The sequence below is a fragment of the Streptomyces sp. NPDC048248 genome (assembly GCF_043201875.1).
Classification (GTDB): domain Bacteria; phylum Actinomycetota; class Actinomycetes; order Streptomycetales; family Streptomycetaceae; genus Streptomyces.
This window is the reverse complement of sequence record NZ_JBICZL010000010.1, coordinates 91,600-117,296: the sequence shown is the minus strand read 5'-3', so window position 1 is coordinate 117,296 and position 25,697 is coordinate 91,600. Positions and strand designations below refer to the sequence as shown.

Genomic DNA, 25,697 nt, shown 5'->3' with positions numbered 1-25,697 from the left:
ATTGCGGGATCGTCGCTGGTGAGGGCATCCGCCAGGCCGCTCGGCGAGGCTCGTCCCGACGCCGGACCCGGCGTCAGTCGCGCCCCCGTGCGGCGAGGACCGCGCTGAGTGCGGCAGCGGCGTCCAGCAGGGCACGGGAGCGCGCCGCGATACTCGCATCCCGCTCCGCCAGCGCGGCTCCGAGATCATCCGACCGGTGCCCTCGCCGCAGGCCCGGCATCAAGGCCCGGAGGGCGTCGATACGGTACCCGGCGCTGCGCAGCTGGTGCACGATACGGGCGTCCCGGGTGTGCGCCGGTGCGTACCGTCGCGTGCCCCGCGGGGAAATCCGGTCGGGAACAACGAGCCCTTCGACGTCCCAGTGCCGAAGCGTCGACGGGCGCACTCCGAGTGCGGCGGCAAGTTCGGAGACGCTCATCGCGTCCGAGGGGCGGATGTCCTCGATCGGTTCGGCACGGATCGCCGCTGCCGCCTCCTTGGCGAGTGCGAGGTCCGTACGCTCCCGGTCGAGCCGGGCGTGGACCGCGTCGAGGAGTGCGAGGGCCTCCGAGGCGGGGCGCTCGTGCACGGCACGGACGATCCGCTTGGCCTCCACCGGCCCCGTGCCTGCCGCGAGGGCCCGGTAGGCCAGTGCGGAATGCAGATGCACCTCTTCGTAGGTGCGGTAGCCGGCGGCCGTGCGCTTCGCCGGCGGCAGCACTCCGGCGCCTTCGAGATTGCGGACCTGTTGAACGGAGTACCCGGCGCGGCGCGCGACATCGACCGTCCGCATGACCGACGACTTGCGAGTTGGCACCCGTCGCTCCTCCGTCTTGCGGCTCGAAGTCTCCACAAGCACCTTAATGAAACGCTTGAGCACATGACCATCGACGAGATCATCGACTTCGTGACGGAGCCGGCGGACGTCCTGGCCGTCACGCCGGGCCCGGGCGACGGCTCACCGGAGATCAGCTGGGGGGACACCTACTTCTTCCACTCTCCCGACGGCGTCACCACGACCGCGGCGCAACCCTTCGCGACGATCGTGACGAAGAACTACCCCGGGGACGAGCGATCCCGCCTGGATCGCCCGGACACGTTCCGCCTCAACATCGCCGCCGGCAGGGAAGCCTTCATCCGGTGGACCGGTCACGCGCCGCGCGATCCGGCCTCCGACGACGACCCCGGCGTCACCGATGCCTTGATGGCACATCCCGTCTACGGCTCCGTCGGCTGGCTGGCAGTGGTGAATCCGGGCCCGCGGACCGATGCGGCGGTCCGCGACCTGCTCCGTGCCGCCCATCTCCTCGCGCGTTCACGTCACGAGCGACGAAAGGGACCGACGACGAACTGAGCGGCGCGCCGCGAGTCACTCCCCGCACCGAGGCCCCCCCGGAGATGCGATCGCCACACAGAAAACTGCCGCCGATCCGCATCCCAACGGGCTTGTCGGGCACGCGAGTACGGCAGGTCCGATGAAGCGACAGCCGACGAACGTCGTCGCCGCGCTCCCGGCAACCCCTATGTGACCGCGCGTATTCGCGGAGAACGGAGGCCCCTCATGGACTGGCGTCACCACGCCGCCTGCCGTGACGAAGATCCCGAGCTGTTCTTCCCCATCGGAAACACCGGCCCGGCCCTGCTCCAGGCCGAGGAGGCCAAGACGGTGTGCCACCGGTGTCCGGTCATGCAGGAGTGCCTGGAGTGGGCTCTCGAATCCCGTCAGGCGTACGGGGTCTGTGGTGGCATGACCGAGGACGAGCGCCATGCGATGCGGCGCCGCGCCGCCCGTCACCGGGCGCGCCAGGCCGCTGCCTAGTCAGGTCGCCCCCAGGGAAGGCCGTTCCCCCTGGGGGCGACAGCGGGCGGTCCGTGTGGACGACTACGGCGGCCCTGGCATGGCGCCAGGGCCGCCGCGCTGTGTCACCGTCCGCGGACCGGGGCTACGGGCGTTGGGGCGCCGGCGTCGGCTCCCGACCCGTCCCGCCCGGCCTTCACAGATGCCAGCTGAGGGTCCCGTTGTGCGCGGACAGCACCACGAGCAGCACGATGTCGACGGTGCCGAACAGCAGGCCCAAGTAGGCGCGCAGGCGTCGGATGGTCCCGCGGTAAAGAGCGGCGGCGCCGAAGAAAAGGGCGCACGGGCCGAAGACGATGTTGAACACCAGGGCGCCCAGCAGGCCGCAGACGAATGCGGCGACCGCCATACGGTCGGCCTGGGGGTGCGGTCCGGTCTTCAGGGGGATCCGGGCGGAGGTCATCGGCCGGCTCCCTTCGTCGTACTGCCGGCCTTTCGGCGCTCCCTCGTGAAGAAGATCACCAGCCAGGCCGCGATGGCGATTCCGGCGACGACCGTGACGGGCACGGGGACATGCCCGGCGGTCCCTATCAGTGCGCCGAAGAGGAACAGGGCTACGACCAAGAAAAGCATGCTCCGCCTTTCCGTATCGGGGACGGCAGGGAGCCGGCGCGTGGCGTTGCCGACGCGTTCGAGGCTCCTGTGGAGGCACCAACTGCGCCCTCGGAGCGGTGCCTTGGCCCTCGTACCCGAATCCTCGGCTTCTAACGGGCGCCGCCCTCCGCGTTCGTCGGCCGGCGCGACCGCTCGCCGGGCTCTGCGAACCAGTCGACGCAGAGCACCAGCGAGTCGTCCGCAGCTTCCGCACCACGGAAGTCGGCCAGGTCGCGAAGTACCGCGCGGGGCACGGCGGCGGCCGGGAGCAGCCTGCCGGCGTGGACGGCCCGGGCCAGGGCACGCTCCGCGTACGTCTCTCCCTGCGGCGACTGCGCCGCATGGACGCCGTCGCTGACGACCAGCAGCCGGTCCCCGGGCAGCACCTCGAATTCCTGCGCCTTGTAATGCGTCTCCTCGAACATGCCGAGCGGCATCTGGGGATCGAGTTCCATGCGCTCGATCGCTCTGCCCCGCATCCGCCACAGCTGGGGCGATCCGGCGTCCACGGCCTGGACCAGGCCCGTCGCGATGTCGAAGCGCAGCAGCAGGGTGGATACGTGGGCGGCTCCCCGGTATTGGGCGTAGAGGGCCTGGTCGGCCAGTGCCGCCTGGTCCTCGATGCTGATTCCGGCCCGGCGAGCGTTGCGCAGCGCGCTGACGGCGAGGTGGGTGAGCATCGAGGCGTTGACGCCGGTGCCCATGCCGTCGGTGACGGCGAGGGTCAGCTGGTCGGCATCCGAGGCCCAGTCGTAGTTGTCGCCGTGGGTGTCATGGCTGGGTTCGAGCTGGGCGCCGATGGCGTACTCGTCGGCCGAACAGGCCCTGGCCGGGAGGAGTTGCCACTGCATCTCGGCGGCCAGGGTGAGCCGGCTGAGGCGTCGCGCCCGCTGGTAGACATCGGTGTCCCGCTCGGCGACCAGGAGTTCGTGGCCGAGCAGGCCGGCCGCGTGGACGAGGTCGTCGACGGCGTCCGGAGCGGACCGTTCGGCGGGCAGCAGCACGGTGAGAAGGCCGGTGCGCTCCCCTCGTACGGTCACCGGGAGGTGGTGCTCGACGATGTCTCCGTGCCGGGTCTGCAGGTGGGGCTGCCGGCCGCCGAAGGCCCTGCCCTCGGCGCTGTTGGCGACCGGGACGGGCTCGGTGGCCGCCCCCACCGAGCCGAAGGGAGCGAGCGCCGTCGCCCCGTGGTCCGCGAGCAGCAACTCCACCGAGAGTGCTCCGTAGCGTTCGGCGAGCACGGCACGCAGCGTGTCCACCAGAGCGTGCGGGGCCGACGCCCGCACGGCTCGTTCTACCTCACGACGTTGAGTCACGGTCTCTCAGGCATTCTTCGTCCGGTGGACGAGGGCAGAGGCGGGAACTGACGGACCGCGCCGCACGACGGAACAGAGCGGGCCCGGCGCCTCGTCACGGTGGCCGCGACCCGCCGCGAGCGCGGAAGAGCGGGCACCCCTGGCGCCGTTGAACCGCTGGAGGCGCGTAGGGGTGGGTAAGGAGTCCTCCCGTCAGGAGGGGGCCTTTCAGTCACAGCCGCGTGCCCTTCCGACGCACGACGGGCTCGGCGGCGGACGAATTCGCGGCGTGGCGGGCACGGGCTGCCGAAGGCATTCGGTGGCGCGTACGCGGGAGTTCGCGGCTCTCGCCGGGCGCAGGGGGACGTCCGCCGTCAACAGCGCGGTGGCGGGGCTCGATGCGTTCCACGCGGCGGCCTCCTCCCCACTCGCATTGAGGCTGACAGCCCACGCATGGTTGGCGGCCGCTCCCGTGTTCTGACAGCGTGCAGCGGAACTCGGGCCGCTGTTTCGTCCCAAGCCACGCCAGGCGCAGCCGCCTTGTGATGTGACGAGAACAGATTGTTGCCTTATGGCGAATGTTGTCAAACGGCAACTATCGCTTCTATCCTGGTCCGAGCTGGTCACGTGGCCGCGAGGAACGCCCGGACCGCCGCATTGCTCAAACCGTCAGCCCGTACAGCGAGGTTCACCGTGCCGCCCCAGCCCAGTGGAGGCCGACCGATCGTGAGCGAGATGGCCGTGTGGCAGGAGCGCGGCGCTCGCGTCGTCGCCGTCACAGGACACCTCGACATCGACAACATCGCGCCACTGGACGAGACCCTCCGGAAGGCGGCCGAGGACGGCGCCGCCCCGGTCGTCGTCGATCTGTCGGCCGTGACGTTCGCCGACTCGACCACGGTCAACGTCCTGCTCCGTGCGCACACCGCGCTGGGCCCCGCCCTGCGCCTCGCCGCCCCCTCGGTCTTCCTGGAACGGCTCTTCACCCTCACCGGGCTCGATACCGTCCTGCCGCTCCACGGTTGCGTGGACGAAGCCATCGACGCCGAGCCGTCAGCCCCCTTCGGAGCCGACGGCGGCGACCGCGAAGGCTAGCTCGTCCAGCGCTGCGACCAGCGCACACCGTTCGTCCGCCGGCATCCGACGCAGCACCGCCGCCATCCGCTCCCGCCGCACCGCCCGGAACCGTTCCAGCAGCGCACGGCCCCCGGGGCTCACCTCAAGCCCGATCTCACGCCGATCGGTGGACGCCGGCCGGCGCAGAAGCAGGCCCGCGGACTCCAAGGCGGCACAGACGCGGCTGGCGCGCGGCAGGCTGAGTCCCACGGCAGCCGCCACCGCGGTCAGATTTCGTCCGGGAGAGTCCGACACGGCGGTCATCACCCTCAGACCCGGAGGGGTCAGGCGCGGCTCCACCGAGGCCGCCACTTCCCTCATCAGGCCGGCGATCGCCTCGCCTGCGTCAGCCAGCCGTTCCGCAGCCTCGCGCTGCGCCTCCCTCGGCGGTTCGGCGCCGTGGCCTTGCATGAGCGCATCCCGTCCTCGCTGTCCTGATCACACGGCTCGGCCGTCCGGGGCACGACGGCAGGCGGACAGGGCCTCAGCGTGGCAGGGCCGCCTGTACCGTCTTGCCACCGCTGGGGCCCGGCAGGATCGCGACGTCGAGGGCCAGCGTGTGCACCATGGGCCATCCGAAGCCTCCGTTGCTGCCTGACAGGTCGGGGCTGCGCTCCTGCGGATGTGTGGGGCTGGGGTCCTCGACGAACACCTCGATCCGCTCCAGGTCCGCGCGGAGGTGCAGGGCCGTGACCGCGCCGGCGTGCCGTAGCGCGTTGGCGACCAGCTCGGACACCAGGAGCAGGAGGTTCTGGGTGGTCAGAGCGGGCGGCTCGGGGCAGAGCAGGGCGGCGAAGCTCCGGACGAAATCGCGGGCGTCCGCCGCGGAGCCGGGATGGCAGACACGCTGCACAGGCTGTGACGGCTGGTCGTCGATCGCTAGCTGGCGTTGCATGGCCTTCTTCCCCCCGCTCGCTGGGTCCCGTTCTCGGCGGCTGTCCGAGACGCGCCTACCCAGAGAATCGATCGGGAAAAGAGTGTGTTGGGTCCGCTGTGGTGCGCGCTGCTCACGGCTGCCGCGCCAGGGGGTGCCCGCCCTGCGGATTCTCCGCCCGGCGAACGGCCAGGGCGAGCGTGTCGTCCGGGTGCAGGATGACGGTGTGCATGTCCTCCGCCACGGCGCCAGGGATCTCCCGCACCGGGCGCCGGGCGTGGGCCTGGGCGCTCTTGACGAGCCGCGCCTCGCCTTCGATGGGGTCCCGTCGGCTCTCGGTGAGGCCGTCGGTGTAGAGCATGAGGAGGTCGCCCTGGTGCAGGGTGTCCTCCAGCACGGACTCGCTGCCGGGCAGCGGAAAGCCGATGCCCCGGCCGCGGACCTCCAGGTAGTCGGACGTCCCGTCGGCGCGGACGACCAGGGCCGGCGGGTGGCTGCCGTTGGCCAGACGCAGTGCGCCGGTTTCCGGGTGGATCCGGGCGAGCAGGACGGTGGCCATCAGCTCGGGGTCGAACGGCGCGAGGATGTCGTGGGTACGGGCCACGATGGATTCCAGCGGATGGCCTTCGAGGGCCAGGGTGCGCACGGCGTGCGTGACATTGAGCGCACTGCGGGTACTGCGCACGCCATGGCCCAGCGCGTCCACGACCGTGATGTGCACCGTGCCGTCGGGCAGCAGGAGCCAGTCGTAGAAGTCGCCTCCCGTGGGGGCGTCCGGATCGGCCGGTGCGTAGTGGACGGCGAGATCCACGCCGCCGACGGTGATCGGCGGGGGCCGCAGCGCGTCCTCCAGCTCGCGCAGGATCTGACCGTGCGCCCGGCGCAGTTGCTCGTCCCTCTCCTCCAGTTGGACGTACAGCGCGAGCACACCGCTGTTGGTCTCGGCGAGTTCGTCCTTGAGCCGGTGCAGTTCGGTGCTGAGGGTGTCGACCCGGGAGAGCGCGACGCCGAGATCGCCTTCGAGTGCCGCGATCTCCGCCTCGTACGCCTCGGCGCCCGCCATCTCACGGACGCGGGCGGGCGCGGCTCCGCGGGGCGCGGGCAACGGGGCGGGAGGCGGATCCTCCCCTTCACCGAGCGGGAGATGCCAGGCGACGGCGCCTTCGGTGGTGGCCTGCCCGGGCAGCGGCAGGTCGGCCGTGCTCGGCGACGCCGGTGTCCGTCCGGCGTGCAGCGTGACGGCCAGCAGCGTCTTTCCACCGGGCGCGGTTTGCTCGACGGCCTCCAGACGGACGGGGGCGCCGGAGTCGAAGGCGGCCGCGGCCATCCGGGACACCGAGAGCAGCAGACGCGCTCCGTTGTGGGACGGAAGCAGGTGCGCTTCGCAGATTCCCCGGACGGCGCGGCGCAGGCCCGCCAGGGTGTCGAAGGTGTGGGGGCTCACGGCAGTCTCTGGCTCGGTCGGGCGGCGATCACGGTCGCATCGTCGCGGATGAGGCGGTGGCTGTGGGCGATGGAGGCGGCGAGCAGGAGCGGCGGCAGCCGGTGCACGAATGCCGAGGGCGATCGGGCCCATCGCTGGTCGATGCCGTCGGAGTGGAGCACCGCCGTGGCGCCGGGCGGCACCGGAAAGGCGCGCACTCGCGGAGTTGTCATGGTCAGGCCGGCTATACCGGGCTGGCCGGTCAGGCGGTGGCCCACGTCGAGCGGGGTCAGCGTCAGGACCCGGACGTTGCCGATACCGCTGTACTCCGCGCGGCCGGGATGCAGGCGCAGCAGGCCCACCGCCGCGCCCCGGGTGCGGCGCAGCGCTCGATGCATGGCGGCGAGCAGGTCGGGCAGCGGGAGGCCCGGAGCCCGGTGAAAGGACCGCATTGCCGTCTGCGCGGCCTCGGCCGCTTGGGGGCCGTGCCCGAGGCCGTCGACGACGACCGCGGTGCGGACGGTGCCCTCATCGACGACGGCGCAGGCGTCGCCGCTGAGCTGCTCGCGTTCCGCCGGCAGGCAGATGGCTCCCACCTCCTGGGCGGCCGGGGGTGCGGCGTCGGGCTCGGTGAGGCGTGCGCAGACGAGGGTGCCGACCCCGGGCTGCGTACGGATGGTGAGGGCGGTGGCTATCCGCTTCACGGCACCCAGCCCGGCACCGAGCGTGTTGCTGGTGGTGTAGCCGTCGGCGAGACACCGCTGCAGTTCCCCGATGCCGGGGCCGTGGTCCGCGGCGACGATCTCCATCCCGCCGCCCAGGGGCAGCGGCTGGATGAACAGCGCCCCGCTACTCGCGTGTTTGGCCAGGTTGCTGGCCAGTTCCGAAGCGATGACCGCGGCCTGGTCGGGCAGCGCGCCCGACAGGCGGCAACGCGCGGCGACCGTACGGGCGGTCTCGGCGGCAAGGTGAACGGCGCTGTAGTGGTCCACAGCGATGTGTGCCGTCGGCAAGGCCTCGGGAGAAGTCACCGCCCCGCCCATCGCGTGGCGATCACGGTCGTGCCCTGCCCGGGGGTGGTGTGCAGTTCGAAGTCGTTCATCAGACGCCGGGCACCCCCCAGGCCGTGCCCGAGTCCGGCGCCGGTGGTGAAGCCGTCGGCAAGCGCCGCGTCCACGTCCAGGATGCCGGGGCCTTCGTCCTTGACCGTCAGACGCAGCCCGGCGTTCCCGCCAAGCGTCAGCTGGTCGATGGTCACGGTGCCCCCTCCCCCGTGGATGTAGGCGTTGCGTGCCAGCTCGCTGGCGGCGGTGACCACCCGTGTCTGGTCGACGATGCTGAAGCCGGCGCGCAGGGTGGCCGCCCGCACCGCGTGGCGGACGGTCAGCAGGTCTTCTTCGGTGCGCACGCGCTGGACGGTCCGGTCCGGGTTCGCGTCACGATCGGCGGCGTCGGGCGGCGTGGTGGCGAGAGCCACCGCGGCGTCAATGTTCCGCGCGGAACTCACCCCGGCCCCCTCCGGAAGACTGCGGGCTCTGGCGCCAGCCCATCGCAGCCATTCCTTGCTCGGCGTTGAGTGCAGTCTCCACTCCGGTGAGCTGGATCCCCAGCTCGACCAAGGTGATGGCCACCGGCGGCCGCATCCCCGCAACGATCACCCGGGCGCCCAGCAGCCGGGCCATGGTGGTCAGCTCCATCAACGTACGCGCCACGAAGGAGTCGACGATCTCCAGCCGGGAGATGTCGATGAGGACCCCGCGCGCTCGGTCGCTGCTGATCCGGGTCGTGAGCTCCTCGGTGAAGGCCACCGCGGTCTTGTCGTCGAGTTCGTTGAGCAGGCCCGTGACCAGCACGTCCCCCAGACGCAGGATCGGAACGCCGCCCGGGGCGGGCGCGCTCATCGCTTGTCCAATTGCTCGTGGTCGGACGCTGCGGCCTCGGTGAGCTTCACGGCCTCTCCGAGGGCGTCGGCGAGGGTGGCGCGGGTCAGGATCGTCGACAAGTCGATCCCGAGCTGCGCGATGGTCTGGGCGATGGGCGGTCGGATACCGCTGATGACGCAGTCCGCGCCCATCAGACGCACCGCGTTCACGGTGTGCATCAGGTGCTGGGCGACAGCGGTGTCGACGGTGGGCACACCGGTGATGTCGATGATGGCGACCAGCGCCTCGTGCTCCTGGATGGCCTGGAGGAGGTTCTCCATCACCACCTGGGTGCGTGCGGTGTCGAGCGTGCCGATGAGCGGTACGGCCAGCACCTGGCGCCACAGCCTGACGACCGGCGTGGACACCTCGAGCAGCTGCTGGCTCTGCCGGCGGATGATCTCCTCGCGACCCTCGACAAAGGTCTCGAAGGAGAGCGCGCCCGCGCTGTCCAGCAGGCGGTTGATCAGCACCGCGCTGCGGAAGAGGTCGTCCCCTTCGCGGGTCCGCCGCTGGACGGCCTCCAGCAGGGCCTCCTTGAGCGACAGCACCGCCAGGGAGGTCGCGGTGGGGGATACACCTCTGCGGGCACGGCGCATGGAGATCTCGGACACCGTCCGGTGCATCTCCTCGTGCGAGGTGACCACGCGCTCCACCGGGAGCCCGAGGTCGAGACCGGAGAGCAGGGCGCCGACCAGGGCGTCGGCCTCCTCGCCGAGCTCGGCCTCGCTCACTTCCCCGTCCAGTGACGGCTGCGCCAGCTGCAACTGCACCCAGCGGTCCGAGATCTCATCGGCCTCTTCGCGCAGCACGCTCGTGACACGCTCGCGTGCGGCAGCCTCAGCGGAACCCAACTTTTCGTCCTTTCGGTCCGGTCGACCCGTGGTGACCGTCGGACCGTTCGCCCGGCGGTGGGGCCGGGCCGGCCCGCGCTCGTCGATAGTTGCCTAGCGGCAAATGTTATCCAGCGCGATCAAGCCCGGTAACCCGCGGGCCCCTCCTTCACCCGCCGAGGCCGAGAATGGCCGGACCGGCCGGATCGATGCGGTGATCTTGCGGCCGGAGAGCGGATATGAGAATCCTGCCTTCCGGGGATCCGGGCGTACGGCGGCTCTGTGGCCGGGCGGGCGGGCCGCACATCGTGGGTGATCGCACGGCGGCGACCGGCGACGAGGGCCGTAGCAGGTCGGCGGCCACGGGCCCGGGCCACGGCCGGAAGGGACGCTCCCGGAGAGCGTCCCGGTGACGGACCTCACGAAGGCGGCGAACTCAAGGGCGCCGGCAGTGGACCCGCTACGAACCGCACTCAGTCGACATGGTCGCCGAACCAGTCGAAACACAGCACCAAAGCGTCATCCAGTGTCTCCGCGGCACGGTATTCGGCCACATCACGCAGAAGCGCCCCCGGCACCAGGGCGGCAGGCAGCAGACGCGTGGCATGCAGTGCTCGCGCGAGCGCCGCTTCGACATACTGACCGCCCCGCGGCGCGGGCGCCTCGTACACGCCGTCGCTCACGAAGATCAGCCGGTCCCCCGGCAGGACCGTGAAGCTCTCCGCCGCGTAGTGGGACTCCTCGAACATGCCCAGAGGCAGCTGCCTGTCCAGTTCGATACGTTCGACGGTCTTGCCCCGCAGCCGCCACATCTGCGGCGACCCCGCGTCGATGATCTCCATCCGGCCGGTCCCGAGCTCGACGCGCACGAGCAGCGTCGATACGTGGGACGCGCCCCGGTGATGGGCGTAGACCGCCTGGTCGGCCAGTGCGGCCTGGTCGGCGAGGTCGATGCCCGCCCGCCGGGCGTTGCGCAGCGCGCTGACGGCGAGGTGGGTGAGGAGCGAGGCGTCGACGCCCTGCCCCATGCCGTTGGTGACAGCGAGGGTCAGCTCCTCACCGTCCGAGGCCCAGTCGAAATTGTCACCGTGCACGGCGTAGGCGGGCTCCAGCTGGGCGCCGAGGGCGTAGCGCTCGGCGGTGCACGCCCTGGCAGGCAGCAGCTGCCACTGCATCTCCGCCGCCAGGGTGAGGCGGCTGACGCGGCGTACCCGCTGATAGATGTCGGTGTCCCGTTCGGCGACAAGGATCTCGTGCCCGAGCTGGTCGGTCACCTGTCTGAGCTCGTCGAGGACCGCGGGCGTGGAGCGGTCACCGGACAGCCGGACCGTCAGAATGCCGATCCGGTCGCCACGCACCGTTACGGGGAGATGGTGGTCGACGAAGTCACCGTGCGGCACCTGCTGCTCGCGCCGCTCCTGGCTCCCCAGCGCGCGCCCTTCCGGACTATTGGGGATGGAGAGCAGGCGTCGCTCGTCCCCCGAGGAGTCGCACGGGCTCAGGACCGTGCCGCCGTAGTCCGTCAGATACAGGCGGACGCAGGTGGCGCCGTAGACGGTGGCGATGTGGTCACGCACGGTGTCGAGCAGGGCGTGGGGCGCCGACGCGCGCAGCGCCCTCCCCGCGTCGCGGCTTTCGGTCATGGTTTCGCGGGCCCCCTTCGTAGCGCGCCAAGGGCAGGGTCGGTCTGACAACGGGACGCACAGGGTGACAGAGTGTTGGTGTGTCCCGTTTCACCAGTCGGCCCTCTTCCCGCGAGCAAGCGAGCGCGGCGGCCCTTGCCGCCTCCGAGCTGCTCGAGGTTCTGTGGGGGCGCGGACAGGAGGCGGCGCGCTCGGCGGAGGTGTCCCCTTCCCAGCTCCGCGCCCTGCTGGTGATCGAGAAACGGGAAGGTACGAATCTGCGCACGCTGGCCGAAGCGCTCGCCTCGCGTCCACCTGCGGTCAGCAGACTCTGCGACCGTCTGGAAGCGATGGGTCTCGCCGAACGGGGCCCCAGCGCGACGAGCCGACGCGAGGTCGAGCTGAGGCTGAGCCTGCGCGGCAGGGTGCTGCTCGAGGAGTACCGCGCCGCACGGAGCCGGGAGGTCACGGCCACCCTGGAGCGGATGGAACCCGCCGACGTCGCCAAGCTCGCGGCCGGCCTGGAGGCCTTCCACACGGCGTTCGCCCGGCTCGCAGCCGACGAGGGCGACCCTTCCGTCCGGGACGACAGCGTCGCGGACAGTGCCTAGCCTCACCTGAATTCCGCCTCTCGACCCGAGATTCCTCACCGGAAAAACGCTCTGCGCGGACGGGGCAAATCGGATCTTCGCCGCTCGGGCGACGTTATCAAATCGCCATTTCGCCACCCACCGTTCGGACGAACCAGGCTCGGCATGATGGACCTCCGAGGAGCGAACGGGACGACGAAACCGGTAATACCGGCAGCACCCGCCCATCCGGCGTGGACCCGGTGGCGTCGGCAATCCGGGGCCGGAACGGGAAACGGGGTGCGGCAGCAATTTCTGCTGCCGCACCCCTTGATTCCTGTATTGCCCGGAGCCGTTCGGCCCGTGGCTACCAGCGATACCACCGGCCGCGCTTGCCGCCGGCACCGGCGGAGCGCATCACGAAGCCCAGCAGCCAGATGGCCAGGACCACCACCGCGACGATCCACAGTGCCTTCAGCGCGAAGCCGGCACCGAAGAGCAGCAGTGCAAGGAGTAGGACGAGTAGCAGGGGAACCATAGTTATCAACCTCCGAGCAGCCTTGTGCCCCCACCCACTTCGCCTACTCCGGAAAACCTGCTTGTTTCCTCCGGGGGAATGCGGGCATCCGTGAATGCTCCCCGTGCCGGGCCGGCTGGGGTTTCTCCTGAGTGACCTTTGTCGGCACAGATTCCGGCCGTAACCGACCCGTACCGTTTATCGGCTGCGGCGACCGCATTTCGCCGGCCACCGCGTACGCATTTCGTGGCATCGACGGCCACCTCGACGCCGCCCCCTCTCCCGCCACTCCCCCACATGCCGTCGCGCACGGCGTGTGCGGGACTCCCGATCGCTCCCACACACCCCACCGCCCGGCCCCGGGACGGGAGGCGAACGGGACCGTGGATGAACTCGAAAAAGCATTCGGCTCGCGGTGATCAGCGCTGCTACGTTGCCGGAGTGGCGAAACTCAACCAGATCATTGCCGTGGAGAAGGGCGTCAAGTCCAAGACCCACCAGGACCTGACGTCCGCTCAACACGGCCTGCAGAAGCCGGCGTTGCTGGCCGGGATCTCCCGTGCGTACCAGCCCAAGGACGAGGAGGGTGAGCAACTGCCGCCCGAGTCCACCCGGGTGCAGGTGCAGGCGGAGGACGTGCTCCGCGAGACGGCCGCGACCTTGACGCGGCTGTTCGACGTGACCGCCACCAAGGACTGGGCCAACTGCACGGCGCGCGCCGATGTGAAGGTGGACGGCCGGACGCTGCTCAGCCAGGTGCCCGTGTCGTATCTGCTGTTCCTGGAGAAGCAGCTCACCGACGTCAACACCTTCCTACGCAAACTGCCGGTGCTGGACGCGTCCGAGTCGTGGGTGCAGGACCCCTCGACGGATGCCTGGAAGACCGAGCCGGTCCGGACGGTGCGGACGAAGAAGGTGCCTCGCAACCACGTGAAGGCGGAGGCCACCGACAAGCACCCGGCGCAGGTCGATGTGTACTACGAGGACGTTCCGGTCGGCTACTGGACGACCGTGAAGTTCTCCGGCGCGCTGCCCGCTCGACGGGTGAACGAACTGCTGGACCGGGTGGAGAAGTTGCAGCAGGCGGTGAAGTTCGCCCGCGAGGAGGCGAACTCCATCGAGATCAGCGACGAGCGGGTGGGTGAGCTCGTCTTCGGCTACCTGTTCGGGTAGCGTCCATAACTCCCCGGGCGCCTTTGTGCGGCCGGGGTGCGCGAGGAGCGCAAGCTGAAACTGAAGCTTGTCGTGACGAACGCGGTTTTCAGTGGGGGTTCAAATCCTCCCCGCGGCATTCACGGGCCGCGGTAGCCCAACTCGGCAGAGGCAGACCGCGATCAAACTCAGACTCTTGCTCCAGTCTCAGTATTCGCCACCGATCGCCGGATCGACCGGGCCGGGCCCACGTCGTCGGATGCCGGTTCAAGTCCGGCCCGTGCAGCTCTTTTTCGATGCGCGGTAGTTCAAAGGCAGAACACGACGACATGATGACTGACCCGCGCTCTTCACCGAGCCGGCGTGCGCAGTCGGGTGGCATTCGAGGGCTCGGGGGCAGGCTACGCCCCCGGGCCCGCTCCTCGCTCGCCTGGTTTTCTCCTCCAACCGCCCCTTCCAATCCGCATGTTGAGCCGAAGGACACTCCACTCCTTCTGCTTCGTGCCGTCCGGACGTCTCTTCGTCAGGTGTCAGTGCCAGGTCTGGATCCAGGCCGTGAGCAGGGTGACCAGGGTGCCGCCCGCCGTGTACGCGGCACCGCGCACCAGGTCGTGCCACAGCGGGCTCGTACGCCGGTCAGCCGTTCGGCGGCGAGGACACCGGCGGCGGGCGATTGCCTTCGACAGCCTGTCCGGGCGCCGGTTGGTGTCGTTCATGAGTGTCTCCTCCTCAATGCTGGTCCTCGCGGCCCTTCTTGCGGCCCGCTCGTGGGTGCACCGCGCAGGAGCCCTCCCGACCGTCCCTGAGGCCGGAGCGGGCACGGCTCCTTCTGTGCGACATGCTGTGTTGAGGTGGAAGGTCATCGGGTGGCGATGGCCTGTGCGGGAGTACGGCAGCGCCCCCGCACCGGAGTTCTGGTGCGGGGGCGCTCTGCGCGTCATCTCCGGCGTGCGGAGGGCTTCACCTTCACCAGAGAATTGGATTCGGCTCCCCTGAACACATGGGGGTGATTAGAACGTTAGGTCGTTCTGCGGATCCTGCCCGGCGACACGCGGTCGTGCACTGACCGGTTCACCCTTCAGGGCGCGCGGGCCAGGAGGGGAACCGCGCCGTGGCGCCCTGCGCTCGCGCGACGACGGCACGGTACGGGGAACCGCGGTCGACCGGCCCACGGGCAAATCGGTGGGGCCGGGCCCACCCGGCGACGAGTGGCGCAGGAGGCGAGCGGGAGGGCTGCGAGGGCCGCCCTCGGGTGCGGTCCCGGGCCGCCCCCATAGGCGGCGCACTGGAACGCATGGCGCGAGGGCCCCGGCCCCGGTCCGGTCACGCTCAGGCGACAGCAGGTGCGGCTCCGTGGACGCAGTCGGCGTACCGGGGAGGCAAGCACCGCGCCCTGCCCGCCGAGGAACGCGAAATCGCTGCCGGTGGCGGCCTGGGTGGTCTGGTCGCTGCAGAGTGCGCCACACCCATCGCGTGACGCACACACGACTGCTTCCCCCCCGGTCCAGCGCTCGCCGCAATGCACCTTCCGACACCTGTAGTTGGGGCGAGGCCCTGCCGGAGTCCAGTAGTCACCGAGGACGACGACGGGGCCTCGTGCGCTGAGCAGGAGCACGGGTACGACTCCGAATCCCGTGATATAAGTACCGCGGATCAAGATCTCCGCTTCGGCGGTGCCAGGAGCGATCCGCCCGAACCCACATGGGCGTGACACCGCTCGTCACGGCGACTCTCCTCACAGCGACTTCCGTCCGCGTCCCAAGCTGCGGCGGCACCACTCGCATCTTTGCCGCTTCACCCGGTCCAGGCACCGGCGCCCGGCGCCGCACAAAGAAGTCTTTGCAGCACCTTCTTTTTCGCGTAGGCATTACCCGATGCCTCTGCTCATTGCCTGATACACGCCTGATCCCTGATCCGTGCCCGACTCATTCCTGACGCAGTACAGATCTCTGGAAGACACCACCTCGGAGGACCGCACCTTGGAAAACCCCATCCCGAACGCCGCCGCATTTCCTCGTCAGTTCGCGCGCAGCCGCCGCTTCTCCCTCGGAGTGCCACGGCATCTCACCCTCTCCCCCGACGGTCGCCGTGTCCTCTTCGTCCGTACGGGATCCGGCGCGGATCCGGTGGGCAGGCTGTGGCAGTACGAAGACGGTGCCGAGCGCCTGTTGGCCGATCCGACGCTCCTGGTGGGAGCCCGTCCGGGGGCGGTACCCGAGGAGGAGCGGCTGCGGCGGGAGCGAGCCCGCGAGCGGTCCGTGGGTGTGGTGACGTACGCGACCGACGACGCGGCCCGACTCGTCGCCTTCGCGCTGTCCGGGGCGCTGTGGGCGGTGCGTACGGACGGCGGTGCGCCGTTCTCCGTGCCGGCGGCCGGCCCGGTCGTCGACCCCCGGCCCTCCCCCGACGGCCGGCACATCGCCTACGTGAGCCGTAGGTCCTTCCATCTCGTCGGTCCGGACGGCAACGACCGGCAGGTGGCCCGTGCCGAAGGCCCGGAGATCACCTACGGGCTCGCCGAATACACGGCGGCCGAGTCGATGAACCGGTCGCGTGGCTACTGGTGGGCGCCGGACAGCAGCCAAGTCCTGGTCGCCAGGGTCGACACCGGCCCGGTGGAACGGCGGTTCATCAGCGACCCCTCCGATCCGACGAAACCGCCGCAGGCGATCCGCTATCCGGCCGCGGGCACGGCCAACGCTGAGGTCACGCTCCAGCTGCTGTCCCTCGACGGCGACCGGGTCGACGTGGAATGGGACCGCAAGGCGTACGAATACCTCGTCGACGCGGGCTGGGACGCGCTCGGCCCCTACCTCGCGGTCCAGAGCCGCGACCAGCGCACGCTGCGTACGCTCGCGGTCGACCCCGCGACCGGCGCCACCGAGGTGCTGCACGAACGCACCGACCCGGCCTGGGTGGAGATCGTCCCCGGCACTCCTGCCCGTACCGCGTCCGGAGCCCTCGTCCTGCCCGAGGACACGGACGACACCCGGCATCTGACCGTCGGCGGCCGACGGGTCACTCCGGACGGGCTGCAGCTGCGCGAGGTGCTCGGCGTCGACGGCGAGCAGGTGCTGTTCGTGGCGAGCGAGGACCCCACGGAGAGCCATGTCTGGCGCCATGACCCCGTGCGCGGCCTCCACCGGCTGAGCCGGGACCCGGGTACGTACCGGGGCGTGGGGCGCGGCGGCACGGTCGTCCTGGAGGGCAGGACACCGCGCGGCAGCGAGGTGCAATTGGTCAGGGACGCGGACGCCGACGGCGTCCCCCACGGAGTCATCGCCTCGCTCGCCGAGGAACCCGTCGTCACCCCTCGGCGCCTCCATCTGACGCTCGGCGAGCGCGAGTTGCGCGGCGTTCTCCACCTCCCGTCCTGGCACAAGGAGGGCTCCGGGAAGCTGCCGGTGCTGCTGGACCCCTACGGGGGCCCCGCGATGCAGCTCGCGGTACGGGCCCGTGAGTGGTTCTCGTGCGTGTCCCAGTGGTTCGCCGAGCAGGGATTCGCGGTTCTCGTGGTCGACGGACGCGGAACTCCCGGGCGCGGCCCCGCCTGGGAAAAGGCCATCCACGGCGACCAGCTCACGCCCGCCCTGGAAGATCAGGTGGACGCCCTGCGGGCAGCAGGCGACCGGTTCGACGACCTCGACCTGGAGCGCGTGGCGATCCGCGGCTGGTCGTTCGGCGGTTTCCTGGCGGCAGCCGCCGTACTGCACCGTCCCGATGTCTTCCACGCGGCGGTCGCCGGCGCGCCGCCCACCGATCAGCGGCTCTACGACACCCATTGGAAGGAGCGGTACCTGGGCCACCCGGACGAGCAGCCGGGGAACTACGCACGCTCATCGCTGGTGGGACAGGGGCACCTGCTGCGCCGCCCGCTGCTGCTCGTCCACGGCCTCTCGGACGACAATGTGGCGGCAGCGCACACCCTGCGCTTCTCGGCGGAACTGCTCGCTGCGGGCAAGCCGCACAGTGTGCTGCCGCTGCCCGGGGCGACCCATTCGCCCTCCGATGACGCCGTCAACGAGAACCTGCTGCGCCACCAGCTGACGTTCCTGCGTGAGGCGCTGGGCGGCCTGATCGGCCCGGAGGGTCGATCAGATCCTGAGGGGAAGTGCGAGGAGACCGCCGCCGAGGGGTGAGACGCGGTTCCGCCGGACGCACCACCCGCCGCGCGTCAGGACGGCGCGCGGCGGCCACCGGGTCGATTCGAGCACGATTCTGCCGCTTCTCCTTCCGCCCCGTCGCCCCACCCCCGACGCTCCCGTCACCGTCCCGTTCGCCGGCCGTTCCGGTTTTCCTCAACCCGGATTGAACACGGGCGACGAGCCGTCCGTATTCCTCTGCGCAGCGTCCATGGCGCCCACCGGCTGAGGCCGGCCCCGTACAGCACCCCGGGGAGCGCACACCCTCATGGGCGCTGGGTGGCGGGTGCGCGGCACGTCGTCAAGCGCCAGGCGACCCGCCGGCCGCGCACCCGCACACCGCCGACAGCGACAGGCAACAGGCAACAGGCACAACGCACAAGGCAGCAGAAGCGGACGAGAACCGAACCGGAGGCACACCATGGCTCGACACGCAGCATCGGTGCGGACGGATATGACGGCTGAGACTGCCGTGACAGCGGAGACAGAGCCAGAGCGGGATCCGGCCCAGGAATCCGCTGCCGCGGCGGACGCCCCGAGCGCAACGTCTCCGGTGACCCCGGGCGGGGCGGGGCAGGGTGCAAGGCGTGGCACGGCACGGCGCGCGGTCGTCGCGGCGGTCGGCGCGGCCGGACTGACCGCCGCCCTCGCTGCCTGCGGCGGCGGTACGAAGGAGGCCGGGGCTCAGCCGGAGGTTCCGGCGGCCGGCGGATCGGAAGACTCCGGCCAGGACACGCCCCCGGACAACGGGGGCGCGGACGACGGGGCCGCGGGTGGAAGTGATGGCGGCACCACCGGGGGCGGCGGCAGCGCACTCGCGAAGACCGCGGACATCCCCAAGGGCGGCGGCAAGATCTTCAAGGCCGAGAAGGTCGTGGTGACCCAGCCGCAGGACGGGGAGTTCAAGGCGTTCTCCGCGGTCTGCCCCCATTCGGGCTGCCTGGTCGGCGAGATCTCGGGTGGCACCATCAACTGCATGTGCCACGGCAGCAAGTTCGACATCACCGACGGCAGCGTCAAGGGCGGGCCTTCGCCCCGGGGCCTGCCCGCGGCGAAGGTCAACGTCAACGGCGGCTCGGTCACCCTGAGCTGACGGCGCGGCGCCCCAGCGGAGCTGTCCGGGCACCGCTCAGGTCGCCGGGGAGGATCCGGGCCGTCGTGGGCCCACGGATCCTCCCCTCGGCCGCCCGTGCGCCGCGGGCCGTGCAGACAGCACGGATGCTCCTGGTCCCCCAAGGCTCCGCGCGCTTCCCGCGCCTGCGATTCGGTCCGAGCTGCTCGCCGCACCGCACCATCCCTCACCCCGGTGCCCTCGCGTGAGCGGCCGACGCCGCTGCCACCGCCGGCCGCACCGCCGTCAGCGGATCGCGTCGAGTTCCCCGGGCAGCAGCTCGGAGCCGTAGGAGCGGGCCAGCCACTCGTCGTCGTAGAGCGTCTCCAGGTAGTTGCCGCCGAGGTCCGGCGAGATGGCGACGGAGGTGACGTCGTCCCCGGCGCCGTTGGCCGTCAGCCATTCCAGTGCGCCGCTGACGACCGTGCCGGTCGAGCCGCCGAAGAGGAAGCCGCTGCGGACCAGTTCGTGGCACATCCGGACGGTGTCGGGCTCGCGGACGTACACGACGTCGTCCACGAGGGAGGTATCGAGGATGCCGGGGCGCACGCTGGTGCCGAGGCCGGGGATCATCCGGCGGCCGGAGGGACGGCCGAAGGTCACCGAGCCAACGGTGTCGATGGCCACGACCCTGACCGACGGCAGATTCTCGCGGAAGTAGTGCGCGCAGCCCATGAGGGTGCCTGTGGTGCCCGCGCCGATGAACAGGACGTCGAGCTCGGGGAACGCCTTGGCGATCTCCGGCGCGGTGGTGCGGTAGTGACCGGTCCAATTGCCTTCGCTGGCATATTGGTTGAGCCACACATAGCCGGCGTGCGCGGCCACCAGCCGTCGGACGTGTGCCAGCCGGGCCCCGAGGAATCCGCCGTCGGGATCCGGCTCGGTGATGACATGGACCTCGCTGCCGAGGGTTTCCATCAGGCGCCGCGCCGCGCGGTTGCAGCGCGCGTCGGTGACACAGATGAAGCGGTAGCCGCGGGTCGCGGCCACGATGCTCAGGGCGACACCCATGTTCCCCGACGATGATTCGATCAAGGTCACACCGGGGAAGAGTTCGCCCGCGCGTTCCTTCGTCGCCACCATCTCGGTGGCCGCCTTGAGCTTGATCGATCCGGCGAAGTTGAAGCCCTCGCACTTCAGGAAGAGCCGGCGTCCGAGGCTCGGCCGGAGATCGACGTAGAGGTCTTCCACGTTGAAGTCCAGTGGATTCGAGATGATAGTCGTCACCTGTTGCAACCCAATCTCGTCCGGGAAGGGCCGAGCGACGGAGGTCCGGAAGCAGGGTGTCCACCACCACTGTGGAGAGATGCGGAGTCCCGCAGCGCGTGCAGATTCAAGGCCCCGTTTCGAAACTCTCCCCGACCGCGCACCGATGCTTGCGATCTCCCCGATATTTGATCTATACCGCAGCTATTGACCGTTACCGACTCGCGGGAATGTGGAGCCAACAGTTCCGCCTGTTCGTAATTCGCGGGGCGCGGAATGCCGTCGAGCGCGGGCGGCGACACATGACATAAACAGGGCAGGACCCGACATTTCACCCGTCAATGATACCTTTCAATACCATTTCGGCCACCCGCCAAAGTTTTGTTGCATATCCTTGACCGGCGAAAGTTACGCCATGTAGCGGCGGCGGCGCATTCAAACATTCGGCCTCTCGCTTTGAATCAGGATTTGGCCGGTCCAACCCATCCGGTGGCTTCCCGTTGCACTGCTCCCATCCTTGACTCCCGTTCCAGGAGGTGACTACAGTCACTGCCGCGGCGATGATTCGAGCCGCCCGGCAGTGGTGGTTAACGGGGGAGTATCGGGGGATCGACGATGCATTGCCTGCACACGCGAAAAGCTGCTCCGTCAGCCTGGGGAATTCCGTTGTCCCCTTGACCCGCTCGCCATTCGGCGGCATCGGGGACCATCTTCGCTTTCACTTGGCAAGCGCCCCGTCACGCCTGATTTCTCTGCCCTGCCCGGCAGACCATGGGGCGCCGCCCGACCGATGCCATTCGCCATTTCCCGACGACTGGCGCAACCCGGGCAAAGTCATTCACCGGTCGTTGCGGTCTTTTTGCCATCTCCCTCTGTGACCCCGCCTGAGCTTCAGGTATGCGGCGCACTTCGCCGCCTTGGGAACGGCTCCCGCGCTGACTCGCTAGGAAGGGATTTTCCCAGTGATGGAGTTTCGCATTCTCGGCCCGGTCGGATTATGGTCCGAAGACTTAGAGATTATGCTCAACGGCACCAAACAGCGCACCATGCTCGCAGCGCTGCTGCTGGCCGGCGAACGCGTGCTCCCCGACCACCAACTGGGTGAAGCGCTCTGGGGCAGGAACCCGCCGGGAACGTACCAGGCGCAGATATACACCTATGCCTCGCGGCTGCGACAGCATGTCGAGGGCAACGCGGAGATCGTCCGCAAGGGCTCCGGCTACCTGATGAGCATCACCTCGGGCCGCTTCGACTACCGGGAATTCGACGCCCTGTCACAGGCCGGGTACAGGGCACTGCGAGCCCGGCAGTACCTCCAGGCCGCGAACTCCCTGCGCGCCGCCCTCGATCTGTGGCGCGGCCCCACGCTGACCGATGTGACCGAACACCTCGGGGAGAGCGAACGGCCCGGCATCGAGGAGGCCTACATGGAGACGATGGAGAGCCGCATCTCCGCCGATCTCGCACTCGGCCGGCACGACCAGCTCACTTCCGAACTCGTCAGCCTGGTGCGGATGCACCCGCTGCGCGAGCGGCTGCGCGCACAGCTCATGGTGACCCTGTACGCCTGCGACCGGCAGGCGGAGGCCTTCGCGGTGTTCCACGAGGGGCGACAGCAGCTGGAGGAGGAGCTCGGCGTCGATCCCGGTGCCGCCCTTCGCCACACCTATCAGGCGATTCTGACCGGCGGCATCGACGAAACCTGGCACGAGACCTTCGTCAATCCGCCGGGCCACTCCCCTCTCGGGACATTGGGCGACATCCGCCCGCCGAGGACGAGCATGCCCCTCGCGGGTCCGGGGGACGAACGAAGACGCGGCCTGTTCGAGCCGGCCGGGGCACCGCACGAGTTCGTCGGCCACCCCGGCAGCTCCGCCCGGCCGGCGGGCCGGGTCAGCCGTAGCGCTTCAGCTCGATGAAGAAGTCGGGGACGGTGTGCAGCGCTCCGTCCCCGGCCAGCTGGTCGTGCACGTACTTCGCGAGGGTCAGATCGAGGACGCCCAGGCCGAACGGGGAGAAGACGGCCGGCCGGTCGGGCGGTGTGGCGGCCCTGCCCTCCAGCACGTCGACGAGTGTGCCGGTCACGAAGTCGCGGTTGCCCACCCGCTGTTCGGTGAGGTGCAGCGAGGTATCGGCCTTCATGCAGTGCTCGATGTCGTCGGTGACATTGTGGGACGCCAGCACGATCTCCGGCGACAGGTCCCGCAGCGAGATGTGCAGCACGATCGGGTTGTGACGGAACCAGCTCGGGTCGGTGACATGCGGCTGCCCTGCGACGGTCGCGAAGACGACGAGGTCCGAGGAGCGGATCAGCTCCTCGGCCGTCTCATGGATGGTGATCGTGCCGTTCTCGGTGCGTCCCAGGTAGTTCCCGAACTCCTCGGCGTGCTCGGCGGAGAGGTCGTGGACACCCAGCGCGTCGAAGGCCCAGCCGGTTCCGGCGAGGTAGGTGTGGATGAAGCGGGCGATGAGTCCGGTGCCGATGAAGCCGACCCTCGCCGGGCGGCCGCCCCGCTGCGCGCTCAGTGCCGAAGCCGCCAGCGCCGCGGAGGCAGCCGTGCGGGCCGCGCTGAGGAGGGAACTCTCGATGCAGGCGAACGGATAGCCGGTCCGTGCGTCGTTCAGGATCAGCACCGCTGAGGCACGCGGGAGGCCGCCGGCCACGTTCTCCGGGAAGCTGGAGATCCACTTGATGCCGTGCACATCGACCGTGCCCTGTACCGAGGCGGGCAGCGCGATGATCCGCGAGGACGGGCGCTCGGGGAACGTCAGGAAGTACGAGTCGGGGTTCACCGTCCGCCCCGCGTCGTGCAGGCGGTAGGCGTCCTCGATGATCCGGGTGACCTCCCCCTCGTGCCCGCTGATCACCCGGTGCACCTGAGCGCCCGTGATCACACTGAAGGACGGGGCGGGGAGCGGGGGCTGATTCACGTGGTGCCTCTCTGTTCGTTCGGATGAGGGAAGCGGGCGGCGGCGTCCGGCCCGGTCACGCCGGGGCCTGCTCCACGGGCTCCCTGCCGTCCCCGCCCAAGGTGCTGTCGAGTTCGGCCCGGCGCAGTTGCTCGTCCGCGGTGACTTCGAGGCGCCCCATGGCCCCGCGCAGGATCGGCGGGCCCATCAGGGAGGTGACCACCGCGATCAGCACCACGACGGTGTACATCGCCGTGCTCAGCACGCCCAGCCGCAGGCCGACCATCGCCACGACCACCTCGACGACGCCCCGCGCGTTCATTCCGGCGCCGAGTGCGACCGCCTCCCAGCGGCTGAGGCCGCTGGACCAGGCGCCGATGAAGGCGCCCGCGAACTTCCCGGCGATGGCGATCAGCAGCAGCACCACCGCGGTCCCGAGCACGGTCGGATCGCTCAGTGCCGTCAGGTCCATCCGCAGGCCGGCGGTGGCGAAGAAGACCGGAGCCAGCACCGCCATCACAAAGGTGCGCAGCGGTGCCAGCCGGGTCAGTACGTCCTTGCCGCCGCCGCGGATCAGGATGCCGGCGACCAGTGCGCCGAAGACCGCCTCGAAACCGAGCGCGTGCGTGGTCGCGCTGAACAGCACGACGACCACGACCGACGCGCTCAGGGTGAGGCCGGGCTCGCCCGACTTGACCGTGCTCCGCATGACCCTGCGCACCAGGGGGCGGCCGATCAGCAGCGCGGCCGCGACGAAGAGCAGCAGGCATCCGACCGTCAGGGCCAGCCCGGCGGCGTGCAGGCCGGTGGTGGCCATGGCGGTGACGACGGAGAGGCCGACCCAGCCGAGGACATCGTCCACCGTGCCGGAAATCAGGATGAGCTGGCCCACGTTGCGGTGCAGCAGGCCGAGGTCCATCAGGGTCTTCGCGATGACCGGAATGGCGCTGACGCACATCGTGATGCCGAGGAAGGCCGCAAAGACCGTACGGTCGGACCCCTTCATGAGCAGCGTGGCGGGCAGCAGACAGCCGGCGCCGATGCCGAGTGCGAGCGGGATGAGGAAGCCGGGCAGGCTGACTCGGGCAGCCGTCGCGGCCCTTCTGCGGACCAGCCGGGTGTCCAGTTGGAGGCCGGTGACGGCGACCAGCAGCACGACCCCGATCTGCCCGAAGGCGTCCAGCAGATGGGCCTGTTCGGCGGCCTTGGGGAAGAGCCACCCGGACAGCTGCGGCAGTGTGGGGCCCAGCAGCGAGGGGCCGAGGACGATGCCGGTCAGCAGCTCCCCGACGATCGCCGGCAGCTTCAGCCGCACCGCCAGCCGTCCCAGCAGCGTGGCGAGAAGGAGCAGCACGCCTATCTGCACGAAGAAGGTGGCGAGGGGATGCCCTCCGATGGGCGGCACGGGATCGAGCGCCAGAACCACAGATCCTCCCCGGATCGGCTGTGAAGCGAAGGCCAGGACATGTCCGACCGGGCCCGCGGCGTCGGCGGGAGCCCGGGGCCTTCGGTCCGGATCAGGCCGGGTTCGTGGAGCCTGACCCTGATCCGGATCCGGACGGAACGCCCTGACCGGACATCGCGACCAGGACGCGACGCCGACCGGTGAACGGGCGACGGCCGTGGCCGACCAGCATGTTGTCGATGAGCAGCAGATCGCCGCCGCGCCAGTCGACGTCGACGGCGGCCTCCAGACCGCGGTCGCGGATCTGGGTGATGTACTCCGCCGGGATCGGCGAACCGTCGGCGAATCCGACCGACTGGGGCAGGTCACGCTCCGGCATGATCCGGTGGAGGGCGGCGGCCGTCTCGTCCCCGAGACCGGCGGCATGCCACTGATCGGCCTGGTTGAACCAGACCTCGGCGCCGGTCACCGGATGCCTGGCCGTCGACGGCCGCACCTGGCTGATCCGGAGGCCGCCGTCCTTCCGCCACTCGTAGGTGGCACCGGATCCGTCGAGGAACGCCTCGACGTCGGGACGGGAGTCGGTCTCGAAGGTGTCCTGCCAGCTCTTGCCGAAGCCCGCGCCGCCGTGCAGGTTCTGCGTGTAGCGCACCCCGCCGGCGAACCTCTCGCGGACCTCGGGGTCCAGGGCCCGCAGCCAGCGAACGCCGTCCACCACGGGGGTCGCCCCGCCGGTCTCGGCGGCCTGGTCGCAGTAGAACAGCAGCCGGGTCGGCCACTGGTGGGCATAGCTCATCTCGTTGTGCATCGAGATGGTCTGCTCCGGCGGGTACTCGGTCGAGGTGTAGACCTGTCGCCCGACCTTGGTGCGGGGCGAGTTGCCGTGGACGTAGGCCAGCCGGTTGGGCAGCAGCAGGTCCATCACCTCGTCGAGTTCCGCCGGGGTGACCCCGAAGCCACGGAAGACCAGGGCCTTCGAGCGGGTCAGCAGACCCGTCAGATCGTCGAGGCCGCGGAGATGGGCGATCAGACCGGCCGGACCGGCATCGGCCTCGGCCGGAGTGATGACGAGCGGGGTCCAGGCGCGGGGTTCGTCCATCGGGCTCTCCTTGTCTTCGGACCGGGGTCCGGTCCGACCCTGGAGGCCGGTTCTATATTTCTTCGCTATC

At 70.1% G+C, this 25,697-nt stretch carries 26 protein-coding genes; 8 read left to right on the top strand and 18 right to left on the bottom strand.

Going from position 1 to position 25,697, the window contains the following annotated elements:
- Positions 1–73 precede the first annotated feature (73 nt).
- A complete protein-coding gene (locus ACGFZW_RS22635) occupies positions 74–796 on the bottom strand; it encodes a MerR family transcriptional regulator (RefSeq protein WP_393894990.1) in 723 nt (240 codons plus the stop codon).
- 63 nt (positions 797–859) lie between these two features.
- Between ACGFZW_RS22635 and ACGFZW_RS22630 the strand changes: the two genes are divergently transcribed.
- Both ACGFZW_RS22630 and ACGFZW_RS22625 read left to right on the top strand, forming a co-directional pair.
- A complete protein-coding gene (locus ACGFZW_RS22630; RefSeq protein WP_393894989.1) occupies positions 860–1,333 on the top strand; it encodes a DUF6194 family protein in 474 nt (157 codons plus the stop codon).
- Positions 1,334–1,540: 207 nt separating this feature from the next.
- Positions 1,541–1,798 carry a WhiB family transcriptional regulator gene (locus tag ACGFZW_RS22625; protein ID WP_393894988.1) on the top strand — a complete coding sequence of 86 codons (258 nt, stop codon included), beginning with the start codon at positions 1,541–1,543 and terminating at the stop codon, positions 1,796–1,798.
- A 175-nt stretch (positions 1,799–1,973) separates the two neighbouring features.
- Here the strand turns inward: ACGFZW_RS22625 and ACGFZW_RS22620 are convergent, their stop codons facing one another.
- The 3 genes from ACGFZW_RS22620 to ACGFZW_RS22610 all read right to left on the bottom strand — a co-directional run bounded on the left by ACGFZW_RS22620 (position 1,974) and on the right by ACGFZW_RS22610 (position 3,747).
- A complete protein-coding gene (locus tag ACGFZW_RS22620) occupies positions 1,974–2,240 on the bottom strand; it encodes a DUF4190 domain-containing protein (protein ID WP_393894987.1) in 267 nt (88 codons plus the stop codon).
- Entirely contained in the window at positions 2,237–2,410 is a 174-nt protein-coding gene (locus ACGFZW_RS22615; protein ID WP_393894986.1) for a hypothetical protein, read from the bottom strand. Before ACGFZW_RS22615 ends, ACGFZW_RS22620 begins: the two co-directional genes overlap by 4 nt.
- A gap of 131 nt (positions 2,411–2,541) precedes the next feature.
- The gene (locus ACGFZW_RS22610; protein WP_393894985.1) at positions 2,542–3,747 is read right to left on the bottom strand and encodes a PP2C family protein-serine/threonine phosphatase; all 1,206 of its coding nucleotides are present in this window, start codon (positions 3,745–3,747) and stop codon (positions 2,542–2,544) included.
- 714 nt (positions 3,748–4,461) lie between these two features.
- Here ACGFZW_RS22610 and ACGFZW_RS22605 point away from each other — a divergent pair.
- Positions 4,462–4,821: an STAS domain-containing protein gene (locus tag ACGFZW_RS22605; RefSeq protein WP_393895274.1), complete on the top strand. Its 360-nt coding sequence runs from the start codon at positions 4,462–4,464 to the stop codon at positions 4,819–4,821.
- On the opposite strand, the gene ACGFZW_RS22600 is transcribed toward ACGFZW_RS22605, so the two are convergent.
- The 8 genes from ACGFZW_RS22600 to ACGFZW_RS22565 all read right to left on the bottom strand — a co-directional run bounded on the left by ACGFZW_RS22600 (position 4,780) and on the right by ACGFZW_RS22565 (position 11,537).
- Positions 4,780–5,253, bottom strand: coding sequence for a MarR family winged helix-turn-helix transcriptional regulator (locus tag ACGFZW_RS22600; RefSeq protein WP_393894984.1), 474 nt, complete (start codon positions 5,251–5,253; stop codon positions 4,780–4,782). The two genes, ACGFZW_RS22605 and ACGFZW_RS22600, sit on opposite strands and share 42 nt — an antisense overlap.
- A gap of 73 nt (positions 5,254–5,326) precedes the next feature.
- Positions 5,327–5,737 carry an ATP-binding protein gene (locus ACGFZW_RS22595; protein WP_393894983.1) on the bottom strand — a complete coding sequence of 137 codons (411 nt, stop codon included), beginning with the start codon at positions 5,735–5,737 and terminating at the stop codon, positions 5,327–5,329.
- 112 nt (positions 5,738–5,849) lie between these two features.
- Complete coding sequence (locus tag ACGFZW_RS22590) at positions 5,850–7,160, bottom strand: PP2C family protein-serine/threonine phosphatase (protein WP_393894982.1); 1,311 nt, start codon at positions 7,158–7,160, stop codon at positions 5,850–5,852.
- Complete coding sequence (locus ACGFZW_RS22585) at positions 7,157–8,170, bottom strand: SpoIIE family protein phosphatase (protein ID WP_393894981.1); 1,014 nt, start codon at positions 8,168–8,170, stop codon at positions 7,157–7,159. The genes ACGFZW_RS22590 and ACGFZW_RS22585 overlap by 4 nt, the downstream gene beginning before the upstream one ends.
- Positions 8,167–8,646: an anti-sigma regulatory factor gene (locus ACGFZW_RS22580; protein WP_393894980.1), complete on the bottom strand. Its 480-nt coding sequence runs from the start codon at positions 8,644–8,646 to the stop codon at positions 8,167–8,169. Before ACGFZW_RS22580 ends, ACGFZW_RS22585 begins: the two co-directional genes overlap by 4 nt.
- On the bottom strand, positions 8,624–9,040 hold the full coding sequence (locus tag ACGFZW_RS22575; protein WP_393894979.1) for an STAS domain-containing protein: 417 nt from the start codon (positions 9,038–9,040) through the stop codon (positions 8,624–8,626). The genes ACGFZW_RS22580 and ACGFZW_RS22575 overlap by 23 nt, the downstream gene beginning before the upstream one ends.
- A complete protein-coding gene (locus ACGFZW_RS22570; protein ID WP_393894978.1) occupies positions 9,037–9,915 on the bottom strand; it encodes an STAS domain-containing protein in 879 nt (292 codons plus the stop codon). Before ACGFZW_RS22570 ends, ACGFZW_RS22575 begins: the two co-directional genes overlap by 4 nt.
- Before the next feature lie 452 nt (positions 9,916–10,367).
- Positions 10,368–11,537, bottom strand: a complete 1,170-nt coding sequence (locus ACGFZW_RS22565; RefSeq protein WP_393894977.1) for a PP2C family protein-serine/threonine phosphatase — start codon at positions 11,535–11,537, stop codon at positions 10,368–10,370.
- An 80-nt stretch (positions 11,538–11,617) separates the two neighbouring features.
- On the opposite strand from ACGFZW_RS22565, the gene ACGFZW_RS22560 reads away from it, so the two are divergent.
- Positions 11,618–12,127: a MarR family winged helix-turn-helix transcriptional regulator gene (locus ACGFZW_RS22560; protein ID WP_393894976.1), complete on the top strand. Its 510-nt coding sequence runs from the start codon at positions 11,618–11,620 to the stop codon at positions 12,125–12,127.
- 325 nt (positions 12,128–12,452) lie between these two features.
- On the opposite strand, the gene ACGFZW_RS22555 is transcribed toward ACGFZW_RS22560, so the two are convergent.
- Positions 12,453–12,623 carry a hydrophobic protein gene (locus ACGFZW_RS22555; protein WP_393894975.1) on the bottom strand — a complete coding sequence of 57 codons (171 nt, stop codon included), beginning with the start codon at positions 12,621–12,623 and terminating at the stop codon, positions 12,453–12,455.
- 420 nt (positions 12,624–13,043) lie between these two features.
- Here ACGFZW_RS22555 and ACGFZW_RS22550 point away from each other — a divergent pair, with 420 nt between their 5' ends.
- On the top strand, positions 13,044–13,775 hold the full coding sequence (locus tag ACGFZW_RS22550) for a hypothetical protein (RefSeq protein ID WP_393894974.1): 732 nt from the start codon (positions 13,044–13,046) through the stop codon (positions 13,773–13,775).
- A 509-nt stretch (positions 13,776–14,284) separates the two neighbouring features.
- On the opposite strand, the gene ACGFZW_RS22545 is transcribed toward ACGFZW_RS22550, so the two are convergent.
- Positions 14,285–14,470: a hypothetical protein gene (locus ACGFZW_RS22545; protein ID WP_393894973.1), complete on the bottom strand. Its 186-nt coding sequence runs from the start codon at positions 14,468–14,470 to the stop codon at positions 14,285–14,287.
- A gap of 1,263 nt (positions 14,471–15,733) precedes the next feature.
- Here ACGFZW_RS22545 and ACGFZW_RS22540 point away from each other — a divergent pair.
- On the top strand, positions 15,734–17,893 hold the full coding sequence (locus ACGFZW_RS22540; protein WP_393895273.1) for a prolyl oligopeptidase family serine peptidase: 2,160 nt from the start codon (positions 15,734–15,736) through the stop codon (positions 17,891–17,893).
- Positions 17,894–18,449: 556 nt separating this feature from the next.
- The gene (locus tag ACGFZW_RS22535) at positions 18,450–18,989 is read left to right on the top strand and encodes a Rieske (2Fe-2S) protein (protein WP_393895272.1); all 540 of its coding nucleotides are present in this window, start codon (positions 18,450–18,452) and stop codon (positions 18,987–18,989) included.
- Between the two features lie 264 nt (positions 18,990–19,253).
- Here the strand turns inward: ACGFZW_RS22535 and sbnA are convergent, their stop codons facing one another.
- Positions 19,254–20,234 carry a 2,3-diaminopropionate biosynthesis protein SbnA gene (gene sbnA / locus ACGFZW_RS22530; RefSeq protein WP_393894972.1) on the bottom strand — a complete coding sequence of 327 codons (981 nt, stop codon included), beginning with the start codon at positions 20,232–20,234 and terminating at the stop codon, positions 19,254–19,256.
- A gap of 998 nt (positions 20,235–21,232) precedes the next feature.
- Here sbnA and ACGFZW_RS22525 point away from each other — a divergent pair.
- The gene (locus ACGFZW_RS22525; RefSeq protein WP_393894971.1) at positions 21,233–22,132 is read left to right on the top strand and encodes a BTAD domain-containing putative transcriptional regulator; all 900 of its coding nucleotides are present in this window, start codon (positions 21,233–21,235) and stop codon (positions 22,130–22,132) included.
- On the opposite strand, the gene sbnB is transcribed toward ACGFZW_RS22525, so the two are convergent.
- The 3 genes from sbnB to ACGFZW_RS22510 form a co-directional block, all read right to left on the bottom strand.
- On the bottom strand, positions 22,107–23,144 hold the full coding sequence (gene sbnB / locus ACGFZW_RS22520; RefSeq protein WP_393894970.1) for a 2,3-diaminopropionate biosynthesis protein SbnB: 1,038 nt from the start codon (positions 23,142–23,144) through the stop codon (positions 22,107–22,109). The two genes, ACGFZW_RS22525 and sbnB, sit on opposite strands and share 26 nt — an antisense overlap.
- Before the next feature lie 55 nt (positions 23,145–23,199).
- The gene (locus ACGFZW_RS22515) at positions 23,200–24,549 is read right to left on the bottom strand and encodes a cation:proton antiporter (protein WP_393894969.1); all 1,350 of its coding nucleotides are present in this window, start codon (positions 24,547–24,549) and stop codon (positions 23,200–23,202) included.
- A 91-nt stretch (positions 24,550–24,640) separates the two neighbouring features.
- Positions 24,641–25,627 carry a TauD/TfdA family dioxygenase gene (locus tag ACGFZW_RS22510; protein ID WP_393894968.1) on the bottom strand — a complete coding sequence of 329 codons (987 nt, stop codon included), beginning with the start codon at positions 25,625–25,627 and terminating at the stop codon, positions 24,641–24,643.
- Positions 25,628–25,697: the final 70 nt, after the last annotated feature.

Coding starts and splice junctions, on each gene's coding strand:
- ACGFZW_RS22525 (WP_393894971.1), top strand. CDS start 21,233: ATGCTCAACGGCACCAAACAGCGCACCATGCTCGCAGCGCTGCTGCTG.
- ACGFZW_RS22595 (WP_393894983.1), bottom strand. CDS start 5,737: ATGCAACGCCAGCTAGCGATCGACGACCAGCCGTCACAGCCTGTGCAG.
- ACGFZW_RS22565 (WP_393894977.1), bottom strand. CDS start 11,537: ATGACCGAAAGCCGCGACGCGGGGAGGGCGCTGCGCGCGTCGGCGCCC.
- ACGFZW_RS22510 (WP_393894968.1), bottom strand. CDS start 25,627: ATGGACGAACCCCGCGCCTGGACCCCGCTCGTCATCACTCCGGCCGAG.
- ACGFZW_RS22575 (WP_393894979.1), bottom strand. CDS start 9,040: ATGAGCGCGCCCGCCCCGGGCGGCGTTCCGATCCTGCGTCTGGGGGAC.
- ACGFZW_RS22545 (WP_393894973.1), bottom strand. CDS start 14,470: ATGAACGACACCAACCGGCGCCCGGACAGGCTGTCGAAGGCAATCGCC.
- ACGFZW_RS22605 (WP_393895274.1), top strand. CDS start 4,462: ATGGCCGTGTGGCAGGAGCGCGGCGCTCGCGTCGTCGCCGTCACAGGA.
- ACGFZW_RS22555 (WP_393894975.1), bottom strand. CDS start 12,623: ATGGTTCCCCTGCTACTCGTCCTACTCCTTGCACTGCTGCTCTTCGGT.
- ACGFZW_RS22620 (WP_393894987.1), bottom strand. CDS start 2,240: ATGACCTCCGCCCGGATCCCCCTGAAGACCGGACCGCACCCCCAGGCC.
- ACGFZW_RS22600 (WP_393894984.1), bottom strand. CDS start 5,253: ATGCAAGGCCACGGCGCCGAACCGCCGAGGGAGGCGCAGCGCGAGGCT.
- ACGFZW_RS22630 (WP_393894989.1), top strand. CDS start 860: ATGACCATCGACGAGATCATCGACTTCGTGACGGAGCCGGCGGACGTC.
- ACGFZW_RS22615 (WP_393894986.1), bottom strand. CDS start 2,410: ATGCTTTTCTTGGTCGTAGCCCTGTTCCTCTTCGGCGCACTGATAGGG.
- ACGFZW_RS22625 (WP_393894988.1), top strand. CDS start 1,541: ATGGACTGGCGTCACCACGCCGCCTGCCGTGACGAAGATCCCGAGCTG.